The sequence below is a fragment of the Sheuella amnicola genome (assembly GCF_010499255.1).
Taxonomy (GTDB): Bacteria; Pseudomonadota; Gammaproteobacteria; order Burkholderiales; family Burkholderiaceae_B; genus Zwartia; species Zwartia amnicola.
On the sequence record NZ_JAAGRN010000004.1, the window covers coordinates 114,866 to 129,158 of the forward strand.

Below are 14,293 nucleotides of genomic sequence, written 5' to 3' on the forward strand. Positions count from 1 at the left end.
AAGGGTTTCCCATGACGGTGATGGATCGCATTCCTTCCCTAAAGCTTGACCGATACAGACAAAGCGCCCCCCAAGTGTTTGAGGCGCTCAGAGGGTTGATCATTTCGCTGGAACTTGCGCCCGGCACTGTTTTGCCGCGCGCGGAACTAGCCGAGCATTATGGTTTGAGTCAGACACCGATACGCGATGCCCTGATGCGGCTGGCCGATGATGGATTGGTTGAGATCTACCCCCAACATGCGACTGTGGTGAGTCGCATCGATATCACATCAGCACTGGAAGTGCATTTTTTACGCAGGTCAATAGAGGTTGAAATATTGAAAGCCTGCTGCGTGTTGCCCGAAAGCGAACATGCCGGATTAATACAAAAGTTAAAGGCCCATATAGTCGAGCAGCGATCAAGCCTGGATCCGCTCGATTACTCGAGATTTTCGAAAGCAGATCAGGCGTTTCACAGAGAAATGTATCAGGCGGCGCGCGTGAATCGGCTTTGGGATCTGGTTTGTCAGCAAAGTGGTCAGATCGACAGATTGCGCAGATTGAATTTGCCTGCAGAGGGCAAGACGCATGCGATCGTAAGAGATCACGAAGCGATATTGCACGCCCTGGAGATAAAGGATCAGCATGCGGCCGAGGCCGCATTAAGGAAACACCTGAGTGGAACCTTATCTTTCGTCAAAGAAATCCGCACGCTTTATCCGGACTGGATCAATGAGGCATCCAGCGAATAGGTGTCGATCGCGGTTTGAAAAAAGAGCGCATTGCGTTCGGACGCAGAGCATGACAAGGTCAGTTTCTTAAATGCATTCCACATGACGTGATAAGAGAACATTCCTTTATCAACTGGAAAATTACTTTCGAACATGCAGCGTTCGGGACCGAACGCTTCAATGAGTGTTTCGATATAAGGCTTCCAGTCGCGCACCAGTGTGTCCGAGTCTGGAGGTAGTGGTAATTCGTTGTATCGATAGCCGAGCACCTTCAACCCAAAACCGCCAAGCTTCATGCGCACGTTTGGCAACAAAGCGATTTTGCGAATGGATTCGAACCATTCGGTCCAAACAGCCTTGCGTTCATGTGCATAGGGTCCCACACCCAAAGGACCGCCAAGATGATCGATCACGATGGTTGTGTGGGGGCAGGACAGGGCGAGATCATAAACTTCGCCAAGCTGGGTGTGATAGGCCCAGACATCAAGCGTCATGTCATGTCGGGCAAGAAGCCTCGCGCCTTCGATAAAATTCGCATCGGCCAGCAGGCCTTTTGGAGGCGGAATCGGATTGCTGACGACGTCGGGATGCGAATGCCACGCGGTGGTGTTTCGTATCCCTTTGAGTCGACCGCCGCCTGCTGCGATCAGTTTCAGAAGGACATCCTCGACACCATCCCCAAGCAGTAAGTCGGCAAATCCGACGATACCGGCACAGCCAAGCGCCTCTCCATATAACCCGCTTGCAAACTGTGCACCGATCCCGCTGGCGAATTCGACTTCACCGATCGACTGGAATTTTGGATCAACATTTTGCCTGTACATGCTTCTGCACTGTACGTACATTGTCGCCAGTACGCGATGGCCCGAATCGAGATCGGCTTTGAGATCGTCAAGCAGGTAGCGATTGCCCGGACGATCCCAGAGGTGGTGATGCGGATCGATGATTGGCAGGTCAGGCAGCACAATCTCTTCACGTCCTAGAGCCAGCCATTGCGGGCGAACAGAAATGTGCGGAGAGGCATGCGTCGGCTTCATATCGCTGAGATCACTGGGGTTGAATGTTTGCCTGCTTGACCACCTTTGCCCATTTGGCGGATTCAACATCCATGTATTTTTTAAAGTCTTCCGGCGTGGATGCAATGATTTTCGTGCCGAGCGCATCGAATCGCTCTTTAACTTCGGGCAACTGGAGGACTTCCTTTACCGCGTTTTGCACCGTGTTCATGATCGCCACTGGGGTGCCTTTTGGCGCGAATATGCCGTTCCATTCGTAAGCCTCGTAACCCTTCACACCGGATTCGGCGATGGTCGGAACATCCGGAAAATTGGCGTTGCGTTGAGACGATGTGATGGCCAATGCTTTGAGCTCGCCCTTGTTGACTAGGTTCGAGATGGCCGGAAGATTGGAGAACATCATATCGACCTGGCCGCCCACGGTTGCCATGATGGCCGGTCCGCCGCTTTTGAATGGAATGTGCAGCATGTTGATGCCGGCACCCTGACTAAAGAGTTCGCCCGCCATGAATTGCACCGTACCCTGACCACCCGAACCGAACGTTAATTTTCCGGGATTCGCTTTAGCAGCTTTGACCACATCCTGTAGTGAGTTGAATGGGGAGTTTTTGGGCACGACAAGCAGCATCGGTGTGACCGAGACTTGCGTCACGGGTATCAGGTCTTTTTGCGGATCGAAGTTCAGTTTCTGCAAAAACGGATTGATCGAAAAAGGAGTGGCGTCGTATAGAAATGTGTAGCCATCGCCTTTCGCCTGGGCAACCGAGTTGGCGCCGATGATTCCGCTTGCCCCGGCGCGATTGACCACGATGACGGAGCCATTGAGCTTTGTGGCGAGATGCTGTGAGATCAGGCGTGCCAATGTGTCGGCGGCACCGCCGGGCGCGTAGGGAACGACCATCGAAATCGGACTGTCCGGATATGCGGCATGCGTCGGTGATGCGACGATCGCGGCCATCAATAGAGCGGCAAGAGTAGTCAGAATTTTTTTCATTTTGATTTCCAGTTCTTCAAGTTCAATCAACGGGCCGGAACATGCAGAGACATGCCGGGGTGGGGCATTCGGATTTTCAGGATTGATGCTGTTTGCGATTCGGTGCAATAAAGCGTCTGACGATCTTCATCGCCATAAGCCATGTTCGTCAACGACTGGCCGCACGGGCTGGCCCAGACTGCGATTGGTTCGGCCCGGTGATTTAGAAGCCATAGATAGCCTAATCCGGGATTGGCGATAGCCAGATTGCCGGCTTGGTCCATTGTTAAGCCGTCAGGCCCACTAGGCCCGTAGGATGTAAAAAATTGACCGACCTTGGCGACACTGCCATCGGCCAGCAAAGGCGCGCGCCAAATGCAGTTTCCGCGCGTGACACCGATGAAAAGAACCTTTTCGTCCGGTGACAGGACAATTCCGTTCGGGCTGGGAATATTGTCGATCAACAGATCAAGCTGACCGTTGGGCCGGAGTCGATACACGCATCCGGAAGGATCGTGCATGCCTGTTTGCCCCTGATCCGTAAAATAGAGATTACCGGCCGAGTCGAATACTAGGTCGTTCGGTCCCTTAAATCTTTCGGAGTTGCGGCGTGTCAGGAAAGGCGAGACTTGTCTTGTTTGAAGATTTAATTTCATCAGTCCGTTTTTGTAATCGGTGATGAGTAATTCATCTTCGGACATGAATTTCATGCCATTGGGCTCCCCATCGTACTGGACGATTAATTCCCAGTTCGCCTGCGGATTAATGCGAAAAATCCGACCAAATACGATATCGGTAATGTAGAGATTGCCGTGTCGATCGAACACCGGCCCTTCGATGAACGAATCGATTGGCTCACCACCGCGATTGGCATCGGCCCATTCGGAGCGCACACCCACATGACGAAATCGATCGGGCATGGTCGTCCAGACTTCCGCTGCCTGCACTTCCGGTATCTTTTTTAAGTACACAACGCCTCCTATTTCTTATTCAGGACACTGAGTATGTTTTGCGCGGCACCGCAGCCCATTTTGACATATGCATCGGCGGTGACTCCACCAATATGCGGACTTAACAGCAATCCGGGTTCGTTGAAAAACACATGGTCGGCAGGTGGTGGCTCCTGGCTGAAGCTGTCGATGCCTGCCGAACGTACTTTCTTTGAACGCAGCGCTTGCACAAGATCGGACTCGTTGATCAAGCCGCCGCGCGCAGTATTGACGATCACGACACCATCCTTGCATTGAGCGAAAACTGATGCGTTTATCAGGTTGCGGTTTTCATCCGTCAATGGGCAATGCAGGGAAATGACATCCGACTGTTTCCAGATTTCTTCAATGCGCACACATTGCAGATAGTTCGGCACGGATTTGGCGAATGGATCGAATCCGATGATTCGCATGCCCATTGCGTGGGCAATGGCAGCAACGCGCAGACCGATCGAACCGAGTCCGATCAGGCCTAATGTGCGCCCCTCAAGTTCGAGACTCTTATGGGTCGATTTATCCCAATGACCTTGATGCATGCGCGCATTGAGGGGGGCAACCGATTTTGCGCAGCCCAGCATTAATGCGATGGCATGTTCGGCAACGGCCGCTGCATTGGCCCCCGCCGCCGCGCATACGTGAATGCCGCGTGCTTTGGCTGCTGCTTGGTCGATCGTATCGATACCGCTGCCGTGCTTGGAAATGACCTGAAGGGATTTAGCCGCCGAAATTATGGCAGGGGTGATGCGGCCATAACGTACGATTATCGCGATCGGATCGTGTTGAGTCACCAATCGAATGAGGTCTTCTTCGGTCGGCTTTGCTCCTGCGTACTGAAGGTCGAAGTCTTTCAGGATCGCGATCGCTTCGTGAGCCAAATCGGCGCCAGTGACCAGCACAGCAGGCTTGGGATGATTGGAATTCATAGCGATTCGTCCACCTTAAGGGCGCCTGCCTGCCGTAATGCTTCGTTAAGCCAAGGTGCACCAAGATTGCCTTGCTTGATTGCGGCAATGCGTTTGGCTTCGGCATCCACCTTTTTTTGCGCAAGCGCCACGATTTCTTCGGCGTTTTCCTTCGGAATCACAACGACTCCGTCTGCATCACCGATGATCAAATCCCCTGGGTTGACCGAGACACCTGCGAGGGTGACTGGCCAATTGACCCTGCCGGCCAGCCCCTTGGTTGGACCGTTTGGATTGGTGCCAACGCAAAAAACCGGAAAATCGCCTTCAGCAAGTTCTTCCGAATCGCGTGCCGCAGCATCGAGAACGAACCCAGCTAGGCCTGCGGCTTGAGCCTGCGTGCTCATGATCGTGCCGCATAGCGCGCTGGTCTGATCCCCCTTGCCATCGACAACGATGACATCGCCCGGTTGCGCCAACGCTAGCGCGGCGTGAAACATCAGGTTATCGCCGGGGCGCACCTCGACGGTGAAGGCCGGGCCCGCCACTTTCATATGACGTCCCAGCGGGGCGATGCGTCCGCCCAAGGCGCCGCGACGTCCTGCCACATCGGCCAGAATCGCAGCTTGATATTGACTCGCTTTTTTGACCAGGTCCGGCGATACGCGTTGAATATCGCGACGAATGGGTGGCAGTGATGTGTTGCTCATGATGTGAAGACTCGTTCTGAAAGAGATAAAAATAGATGCCAATCGTTAATCGATTTTTGCGCCGGAGGATTTCACAACCTGCGACCACATTGCGTAGTCTTGTTTAAGCAGGTCGCTGAAACGTTCGGTACTGCCCCCTTGAATGGTGGCGCCTTCGCTTTTCAATTTGGCTTTGAAAGCAGGTGACTCCATCGCTCGATTGATTTCCTTGTTCAACAGGGCAAGGATGTGCGGCGGTATCGAGGCTGGCGCCAACACGCCGAACCAGGTGATCGCCTCGAACCCGGGATAGCCGGATTCCGCAATGGTCGGCACATCGGGCAGCTCATCCGAGCGTTGCAATGAGCTGACTGCCAGAGGCCTTAATTTGCCGGTTCGGATTTGTCCCAGCAACGTCGGTATGGATGACATGAACATCTGAACTTGTCCGGCAACCAGATCACTGAATGCCAGGTTGAAACCCTTGTACGGAATATGCTGGGCCTTGAAGTTCGCAATCTGCTGAAGTCTTTCGGTCGATAGATGGGCGACAGTGCCGTTTCCGGATGACGCGAAGTTCAGCGCACCCGGACGCGCTTTGGCATCGTTGATCAAGTCAGCAAGCGTTTTATAAGGAGAGCTTGCCGGCACCACCAAAACCATGGGCGATGTGCCGACCAGTACGATCGGAGCCAGATCCTTGAGCGGGTCATAAGGCAGCTTGCTGTAAAGAGTCGGGTTGATGGCCAGATTGCTTGTTTGTCCCATGACCAGGGTGTACCCATCTGCCGGTGCCTTGGCCGCGGCGTCCACGCCAAGATTGCCTCCTGCGCCGGGTTTGTTTTCGCTGACAACTGACCAGCCTGTCGATTGACTCAAGGCGGCCGCCAACTCTCTCGATACGAGGTCAGTCCCACCACCCGGAGGGAAGGGTACGATCAATCGTATTGTTTTACTGGGATAGTTCTGCGCCTGAATTGTCGGGGCAATGCAAACGGACGATGCTGCGATGAGCAGGCATAACAAACGGTTGAACAAGTTTCGTCTCCGGTTAGCAACTGATGGAATTCACTGCATTCACTTTTTATTGTTCGAACTATAAAAAAGTGTTCCACTTGTTACAACACTGTTTCATCAGTTGAACCGTGTATCGTCAGATGGAATCCAGGATATGTCGAAAAACCAGGTAACCGAAGCACAATCGCCGCTGGCGCAGTCCGAAGGCGTGGTCGCCGTTTCGCGAGCGATCAATCTATTGGAGGCGTTTCGGGTCGAAGACTCATTCATATCCCTGTCCGAACTTAGTCGACGGGCGCAGTTGCATAAAACGACGGCGTTGAGGATCGCGCGCACGCTTGCCCTGAATAATTACCTTGTGCAGCGACCCGAAGATGGTGCCTGGAGGCTCGGGCCTGCCGCAGGCTGGCTCGGGGCGCGGTATCAAGCCTCTTACGATGTGAATAACGCGATCGAGCCTGTATTGCGCGAGCTGACATTGAAGACAAAAGAAAGCGCTTCATTTTTTGTTCGCGAGGGCAATATTCGCACTTGTCTAGTGAGAGTCGAAGGACCTCAGGCGATCAGGCATCACATACGTATCGGCGAGGCGTTGCCGTTGGACAAGGGATCGCCTGGAAAGGTGTTGCTGGCTTTCTCCGGCGAGCCGGGCGAGGTGTACGAAGAAATTCGTCGAAAGGGTTCTTACATTTCGATCGGGGAGAGGGATAGCCAAATCGCGAGTGTCGCTGCCCCTGTGTTTGGCACCAACTGGAGATTGCTTGGTGCCTTAAGCGTGTCCGGACCTGCCGTGCGGTTAACGCGCGCCAAACTTGATTCGATCGCCCAGCTTGTCACGAGCCATGCAAGCCAGTTGTCATATGCGATGGGTGATAAACCATCGGCCGCACATCTTAAAACGGCGTTTTGGCATCCCTGATCAAGTTCGCTTTGGCAAGTGGATGTTCACTCCATTTTCAGATCGAGTTCTTTGGCTAATTTCAAATTGAACTCGACCTCGGTCTTCAACAACTGGGCGAAAGCGTTGCCGCAAATCGATTGAGGTTCCAACCCCAGGCTGGATAAGCGTTCAACTGTTTTAGCATCTTTGGCGTTTTGTTCGAGCGTATTTTGCAGTTTGGATCGCACGTTGTCTTGTATGCCGGCGGGGGCCATGACGCCGTACCAAGCATCTGCCGAATATCCCTTGATTCCGGATTCTTCAAACGTCGGCACATCGGGAAGAAACGCAGAGCGTTTGGGTGCAGCGACCGCAAGGGCCTTGAGCTTTCCGGATTTGATCATCGGCAGCACCGATGCCAAGGTCGCAAATGAAAGATCGACCTGCCCCGCCATCAAATCGTTCATTGCGGGAGCGGCTCCTTTGTATGGAATATGGTTCATTTTGAGATTGGCGAGTCGGGCAAACGATTCTGTCGCGAAGTGTCCGCCGCTACCTGTTCCCGGCGTGGCGTAAGTGCGCACCCCTGGCTTGCTTCGTACGTCGTCCAGAAATGCTTTGAGCGTATCGACCTTGAAAGCGGGACCGACAACTAGCACCGTTGGACTGCTTGCGACGGTGCACAGCGGCGCGAACGAGCTGACCGCATTGAATTTAATCTTGTCCTGATAGAGTGCCGGAATCATGGTGTGATTAGTCGCCGCGGCCAATAATGTGTAGCCGTCCGGTTGTGCCGACGCCACGATATCAGCTGCGATGATCGTATTCGCCCCGGGTTTGTTTTCGACAATTACCGGTTGACCAAGATTGCGACCGGCAAAATCTGCAATGCTGCGCGCCACGATGTCGGTCGGACCGCCGGCTGCAAATCCGACTACGATTTTGATGGGCTTATCGGGAAAACCGGTCGCGGCGGTTTGCGAAAAAGCCGGCATGCTCGTTGCCATGAATAAAAGACTGATCGCTAATCTGAGTGACATCGTGAGTCCCATCCTGATATTTGATTGCTTGGATATTTTTTGTTTTATGAGCACAGGATGCTATGCAAACTTGACTGGCCGCACAACCAGGGTGCGCCATGCGCAATGCGTTGCACAGAGCGAAACGGTGAATAAAAAAACCGCCCGATTTTGCAATCGGGCGGCTGCTTGCCTAAAGCGACTCGTGGGATCAGCTAAATGCCTGGATGCCGGTCTGTGCGCGACCAAGAATCAGGGCATGCACATCGTGTGTACCTTCGTAGGTGTTCACGACTTCGAGGTTGACCAGATGGCGGGCAACACCGAACTCGTCCGAGATGCCATTGCCGCCCAGCATATCGCGAGCCATGCGGGCGATGTCGAGCGACTTGCCGCAAGAGTTGCGCTTCATGATGGAGGTGATTTCCACGGCGGCGGTGCCTTCGTCCTTCATGCGTCCGAGACGCAGGCAGCCTTGCAATGCAAGTGTGATCTCGGTTTGCATGTCGGCCAGTTTTTTCTGGATCAACTGATTCGCTGCCAGAGGGCGGCCAAATTGCTTGCGATCCAGCGTGTACTGGCGAGCCATGTGCCAGCAGAATTCCGCGGCGCCCAAAGCACCCCAGGCAATGCCGAAGCGAGCCGAATTCAAACAGGTGAAAGGACCTTTCAGTCCCGACACGCCGGGGAGCATTTGCTCTTCGCCGACTTCGACTTCATCCATGACGATCTCGCCAGTCACCGATGCGCGCAAGCCGACTTTGCCGTGGATGGCGGGAGCTGACAGGCCTTTCATTCCTTTTTCGAGAATGAAGCCTTTGATGCGTCCGTCATGATCGCCACCAACGCACTTGGCCCAGACAACGAAAACCGTTGCGACGGGCGAGTTGGTGATCCACATTTTGTTGCCGGTCAGTTTGTAGCCGCTGGCGGTTTTGACCGCGCGCGTTTCCATGCCGCCGGGGTCCGATCCGTGATTGGGTTCGGTCAGGCCGAAGCAGCCGATCCACTCGCCGCTTGCCAGCTTGGGCAAGTATTTTTGTTTTTGCGCTTCGCTACCGAATTCGTTGATCGGCACCATGACGAGCGAAGATTGCACGCTCATCATCGAGCGATAGCCGGAATCCACGCGTTCGACTTCACGCGCGATCAATCCGTAGCTGACATAGTTCAGGCCCGATCCACCGTACTCGGTCGGGATCGTGACGCCCAGTAAACCCAGTTCACCCATTTCGGGGAAGATGCTGGTGTCCATCTTTTCGTGACGGAAGGCTTCGAGTACGCGTGGAGCAAGCTTGTCCTGGCAATAGTTGCGCGCGGCATCGCGCACCATGCGTTCGTCTTCTGTCAGTTGGCTGTCCAGCAACAGCGGGTCTTCCCAGTTGAATGAGGCTTCAGCGGCCATGGAATACTCCAGATATAAAATTTAAATATAAAAATCCAATACAAAGCTCCGGATGCGTGTGCGCATCCAAAGCCTAACTTATTTCTGTTGCGCAGCTGCCCTTAGTTTCGAGATCGTCGTGGTCGGCGTGATGGCTTCGGGATCGATCAAGCAATGCAGAATAGCCGGCTTGCCGCTGGCAACCGCACGCTCGAATGCAGGTCCGAATTGCTCCGTCGTCTCGACGCGTTCGCCGAATCCGCCGAACGCTTTAGCGTACGCGGCAAAGTCCGGATTTTGCAAGTGCGTGCCGGAAATGCGTCCGGGGTAATGTTTTTCCTGGTGCATGCGAATCGTGCCATACATGCCGTTGTCGATGATCAAAACGATGATCGGCAGGTTGTATTGGACAGCGGTTGCGAACTCCTGACCGTGCATCATGAAGCAACCATCGCCTGCGAAACAGACCACCATTTTCTCGGGCGACAGGCGCTTGGCACCTACTGCGGCCGGTAGACCATAGCCCATCGAGCCTGAGGTTGGCGCAAGCTGCGTGCCATATTGCGTAAAACGATGAAAGCGGTGCAGCCATGTCGCGAAATTACCCGCGCCATTGGTCATGATGGCATCGCCTGGCAAGTGAGCTTCAAGATATTCCATCACGCCACCCATTTGCAAAGCACCGGGTGTCTTGACAGGCGCGGGATCGCTCCAGGCTAGATAGCTTTTATGCATGACCTCTGTGTCCGCTGCCCATGGAGTCGATGCGGGTGCCGGCAACGAAGAAAGCTCGGCGGCAAAAGCATCAGGGGCGGCATTGATCGCGAGTTCGGCGCGATAAACGCGACCGAGTTCGCCGCTGTCCGGATGGACATGAACGAGTGTCTGTTTGGGAACCGGAATGTCGAGCAGGGTGTAGGCCTGGCTTGGCATTTCGGACATGCGGCCACCGACGAGCAGAATCAGGTCGGCGTTTTCAATGCGCTTGAGCAAAGCGGGATTCAAGCCGATACCCACATCCCCGATAAAGCATGGATGATTGGCCGGGAACAACATTTGACGACGGAAAGAAACCGCGACAGGCAACTTGAACTTTTCGGCAAAGGCGGTGAAGTCCTTGACAGCGGCCGCACTCCAGCGGGTACCACCCAAAATGGCGACTGGAGCCTTGGCTTTGGCTAGACGTGCAGCCAAGTCTTGCATCTGGCCTTTTGCCGGCGCGGATTCAACCGGAGCGAAATGAGGCGCATCGGGCACCGTGGCCATCTCGACCAGCATGTCTTCGGGCAGTGCAATCACCACGGGACCGGGGCGACCCGACGTGGCGACATGGAACGCACGCGACAGGATTTCGGGTATGCGGGCGGCATCGTCGATCTCGGTTGCCCATTTGGCAGCCTGTCCGAAAATCGCACGGTAGTCCATTTCCTGAAAAGCTTCGCGCTCGCGCATGCCGCGCTCGATCTGACCGACAAAAACGATCAGGGGTGTCGAATCCTGTTTGGCGATATGGATGCCGGCCAAGGCGTTCGATGCGCCGGGACCGCGCGTGACCATGCAAATGCCGGGTTCGCCGGTGAGTTTGCCGTGCGCATCGGCCATCATGGCTGCACCACCTTCCTGACGGCAGATCGTGACTTCGATGTTTGAGTCAACCAGCGCATCCAGTACTGCCAGATAACTTTCGCCCGGAACGCAAAAAACATGCTTGACGCCATGACTGACGAGTTGACCAACAAGAATCTGTCCGCCGGTGCGGGGTGAACTGGGTGAAGGTGCTTGGCTCATTGATTGGCTACTCTAAAGTTAACGACAGTGAGAGGGTTTGCATAACCCCTAATCATATCCCTAATTTAAGGGAATTCCCCTACTCTTTGAATCCGGGCGGGAGTTTGCGCAAGGTCGACGGGGTTCGGGACAGTTTGATGGGTGAAGCGAGACCTCTGTAACGTCCCTTTTCGAGCACCATGTTGCGGTGCCGTGTGTGGGGGTGTTCGAGAATTTGCTGCACATTAAGCACGGGTGCTGCCGGCACGCCGGACTTGAGCAATGTTTCGGCGATATTTGCCGCATCGTGATCCTTCAGCATCTCGACGAGCAGTTGATGCAAGGCGGGACGGTTTTTGAGCCGATCCTGATTGGTTGCGAAACGGGTGTCGCCAATAAGGGATTCGTGCCCCAGAACTTTGAGCAATGTCTGAAATTGCCTGTCGTTGCCGACCGCTAAAAACAGGGGACCGCTTTTGGTTTCAACCGTCTCGTAAGGTGAAATATTGGGGTGCGCATTGCCGCTACGCCCGGGGACTTTGCCGTTGCCGAAAAAATTGGCCGCATGGGGATGCAAGAGCGAGATCGCGCAATCGAAAAGAGTAATGTCCAGAAACTGGCCAAGACCGCTTCGCGTGCGCTCCTGCATGGCAAGCAAAATAGCCAGCGCCGCGTTCAAGCCCGTCACCATGTCGACCACAGGCAGACCGACGCGGGTGGCCTCACCATCGGCTTCGCCATTGACGCTCATCAGTCCGCACATGGCTTGCGCGCAGGCATCGTAGCCGGGCATGCCGCCCAGCGGGCCGTCGGCACCAAATCCGCTGATGCGACAGTGCACCAGCTTGGGAAATGATTGTTTCAGCGTGTCGTAACCCAGTCCCCATTTTTCAAGCGTGCCGGGTTTGAAGTTTTCGATCAGCACATCCGCATCGGCCAGAAGCGTGCGCAGAAATTCCTGGCCGGCTGTTTGGGCCAGATCGATGGTCAGGCCTGTTTTATTGCGATTGACGCCGATGAAGTAGGACGCCAGGCCATCCTCGAATGGAGGGCCCCAGTGACGGGTTTCATCGCCGGCGGGGGGTTCCAGCTTAAGGACGTCTGCTCCGTGATCTCCGAGAATCTGCGTGCAGAATGGCCCGCCCAGGACCCGGCTCAAGTCCACGATACGGCATCCGGCCAGTGCGCCTGAATTAGAAGATGTTTGCCACATATTTGTTGTTCCGTAATTGGGTCAAGATTTTCAGATTGAATGTGCCAACCAGGCGCACAGATCCGCATCCGCAAGCACGGGATCGGCGATCGGGTCGCGCGTCGCTAGACGCTGCGTGAGCACCAGATCGGCTAGTCTTGCCCGCATGGGCATACCGGCTTGCTTGGCTTCCCAGCGCATGCCGGCCATGGTCACGACGTGATAAAGCGCCGTGCCGACTTGACGGGCCAGTTCCGAGGCGTTGCCGTTGGCGGCCTGTTCAGCAAACGCGAATGCTTTCTCGATGCGTTCCTGTTGCAGTGAACGATGTGAATCATCAACGGGCGTTCCGTTGGCAAGCAACCATTCGACATGGGCGCGCAGTGCCGGTAAAGAATGCTCCCTTTGAATCGCGCGAATGACATCGAGCGCCACAATATTGCTTGTTCCTTCCCAGATCGAACCCAGATGGGCATCGCGCAACAGACGGGCATCGCTGAATTCTTCGATGTAGCCGCATCCGCCACGCACTTCCATCGCATCGCCGGTGACTTTACGTGCATCGCGGCAGGCGCGAAACTTGATCAACGGGGTCATGATTCGCATCAAGGGGCGTTTGGTCGCATCCGCATCCGATGCAGACAAGGCTAGCGCCGTTTGATAGACCATGGTGCGGGCTTGTTCTGTCGCGACCGCCATTTTGAGCAGTTGCCGTTGCATCAGAGGCATATCGATCAGGCGCTTGCCGAATGCGCGACGATTCTTCGAGATGAAAAGCGCTTCGGTCAGGGCGCGTCGCATCAGTCCGGCGGCTCGCACGCCGTTCGATAAGCGCGAATTATTGATCATGTCGGACATGTGCTTAAAGCCTTGCCCTCTTTCGCCGACCAGCCACGCAAACGCCCCTTCCAGACGGATTTCGCCACTTGCCATCGAGCGCGTGCCCAGCTTGTCCTTCAGTCTCAAGATGCGGTAATCATTGGGTGTGCCATCGGGCTTAGTGCGTGGCAATAAGAATAGCGATATGCCCTTCAAGCCCGCAACAGATTCGGATCTTGCAAGCACCATTGCGAAACCGGCATCGGGATTGGAACAGAACCATTTGTCGCCGCGCAATGTCCATGAACCATCCGCTTGCTCGAACGCCTGGGTTTCGGTCGCACTGACATCTGATCCGGCGGCCTGTTCGGTCATGAACATGGCACCCTGATGCAGGGCGTCGAAATCCTGGGTGGTGACCATGGGCAGGACTTGCTCGACCAGTTTCGGGTCGCCGAACTTGCGCAATGTGCGAGCCAAAGAATCCGTCATGCTGACCGGGCAGCACAGACCGAATTCGGCCTGCACGAACAGGTAAGTCAGCGCGTATTTTGCCGCCGCGGGCATGGCGCTCGGCCATCCCAATACGCCACCGCGATGAGATAGCGCAGCCAGACCGAACTCGCTATAGGCATAACGCTCCAGTTCGACGTAGGAGGGGTGTTTTTCGACTTTCGAAATATCGACACCCGCACGACTGCGCACCGACAGCGTGGGGGGGTTCTTATCTGCGGTGCCGGCCAGATCATCCAGTAGCGAGCCTGCCAGCCCGCCAAGCCTGTCTAGATGCGGCAAAAGATGCGCATGCAGATCGGCGGGGAGATAGCATGCGATTAAGGCGTTGCAAGCATCAGCCCTGAACAGGTTAATGCCGTGCGAATCAGGGACAGGATGGATTGCGGCAAGTTCCTGAGGGTTGATTTGCATGATCGTCTC

13 protein-coding genes are annotated in these 14,293 nt (G+C 55.0%); 2 read left to right on the plus strand and 11 right to left on the minus strand.

Annotation, left to right across the window (positions count from 1 at the left end):
- Window positions 1–11 precede the first annotated feature (11 nt).
- Complete coding sequence (locus tag G3I67_RS07095) at window positions 12–731, plus strand: GntR family transcriptional regulator (protein ID WP_163653367.1); 720 nt, start codon at window positions 12–14, stop codon at window positions 729–731.
- On the opposite strand, the gene G3I67_RS07100 is transcribed toward G3I67_RS07095, so the two are convergent.
- From G3I67_RS07100 to G3I67_RS07125, 6 genes are read right to left on the minus strand one after another with little or no spacing between them, the layout of a single operon-like run.
- Window positions 695–1,747, minus strand: a complete 1,053-nt coding sequence (locus G3I67_RS07100; RefSeq protein ID WP_163653370.1) for an amidohydrolase family protein — start codon at window positions 1,745–1,747, stop codon at window positions 695–697. The two genes, G3I67_RS07095 and G3I67_RS07100, sit on opposite strands and share 37 nt — an antisense overlap.
- 10 nt (window positions 1,748–1,757) lie before the next feature.
- Entirely contained in the window at window positions 1,758–2,720 is a 963-nt protein-coding gene (locus tag G3I67_RS07105) for a Bug family tripartite tricarboxylate transporter substrate binding protein (protein WP_163653373.1), read from the minus strand.
- Window positions 2,721–2,746: 26 nt separating this feature from the next.
- On the minus strand, window positions 2,747–3,670 hold the full coding sequence (locus G3I67_RS07110) for an SMP-30/gluconolactonase/LRE family protein (RefSeq protein ID WP_163653376.1): 924 nt from the start codon (window positions 3,668–3,670) through the stop codon (window positions 2,747–2,749).
- An 8-nt stretch (window positions 3,671–3,678) separates the two neighbouring features.
- Window positions 3,679–4,611 carry a hydroxyacid dehydrogenase gene (locus tag G3I67_RS07115; protein WP_163653379.1) on the minus strand — a complete coding sequence of 311 codons (933 nt, stop codon included), beginning with the start codon at window positions 4,609–4,611 and terminating at the stop codon, window positions 3,679–3,681.
- Window positions 4,608–5,300 (minus strand): RraA family protein, encoded by a 693-nt coding sequence (locus G3I67_RS07120; RefSeq protein WP_163653382.1) that lies wholly within the window; start codon window positions 5,298–5,300, stop codon window positions 4,608–4,610. Before G3I67_RS07120 ends, G3I67_RS07115 begins: the two co-directional genes overlap by 4 nt.
- 45 nt (window positions 5,301–5,345) lie before the next feature.
- The gene (locus tag G3I67_RS07125; RefSeq protein ID WP_163653385.1) at window positions 5,346–6,317 is read right to left on the minus strand and encodes a Bug family tripartite tricarboxylate transporter substrate binding protein; all 972 of its coding nucleotides are present in this window, start codon (window positions 6,315–6,317) and stop codon (window positions 5,346–5,348) included.
- A 133-nt stretch (window positions 6,318–6,450) separates the two neighbouring features.
- Between G3I67_RS07125 and G3I67_RS07130 the strand changes: the two genes are divergently transcribed.
- The gene (locus G3I67_RS07130) at window positions 6,451–7,215 is read left to right on the plus strand and encodes an IclR family transcriptional regulator (RefSeq protein WP_163653388.1); all 765 of its coding nucleotides are present in this window, start codon (window positions 6,451–6,453) and stop codon (window positions 7,213–7,215) included.
- Window positions 7,216–7,241: 26 nt separating this feature from the next.
- Here G3I67_RS07130 and G3I67_RS07135 read toward each other — a convergent pair whose 3' ends face one another.
- From G3I67_RS07135 to G3I67_RS07155, 5 genes are all read right to left on the minus strand, one after another.
- Window positions 7,242–8,216, minus strand: a complete 975-nt coding sequence (locus tag G3I67_RS07135) for a Bug family tripartite tricarboxylate transporter substrate binding protein (RefSeq protein ID WP_235931772.1) — start codon at window positions 8,214–8,216, stop codon at window positions 7,242–7,244.
- Between the two features lie 190 nt (window positions 8,217–8,406).
- Window positions 8,407–9,600, minus strand: a complete 1,194-nt coding sequence (locus G3I67_RS07140) for an acyl-CoA dehydrogenase (RefSeq protein WP_163653393.1) — start codon at window positions 9,598–9,600, stop codon at window positions 8,407–8,409.
- A 78-nt stretch (window positions 9,601–9,678) separates the two neighbouring features.
- Window positions 9,679–11,367 (minus strand): thiamine pyrophosphate-binding protein, encoded by a 1,689-nt coding sequence (locus tag G3I67_RS07145; protein WP_163653395.1) that lies wholly within the window; start codon window positions 11,365–11,367, stop codon window positions 9,679–9,681.
- Between the two features lie 79 nt (window positions 11,368–11,446).
- Window positions 11,447–12,559, minus strand: coding sequence for a CaiB/BaiF CoA transferase family protein (locus tag G3I67_RS07150; RefSeq protein ID WP_163653397.1), 1,113 nt, complete (start codon window positions 12,557–12,559; stop codon window positions 11,447–11,449).
- Window positions 12,560–12,589: 30 nt separating this feature from the next.
- Entirely contained in the window at window positions 12,590–14,284 is a 1,695-nt protein-coding gene (locus tag G3I67_RS07155; protein WP_163653399.1) for an acyl-CoA dehydrogenase family protein, read from the minus strand.
- Between the last annotated feature and the right edge of the window lie 9 nt (window positions 14,285–14,293).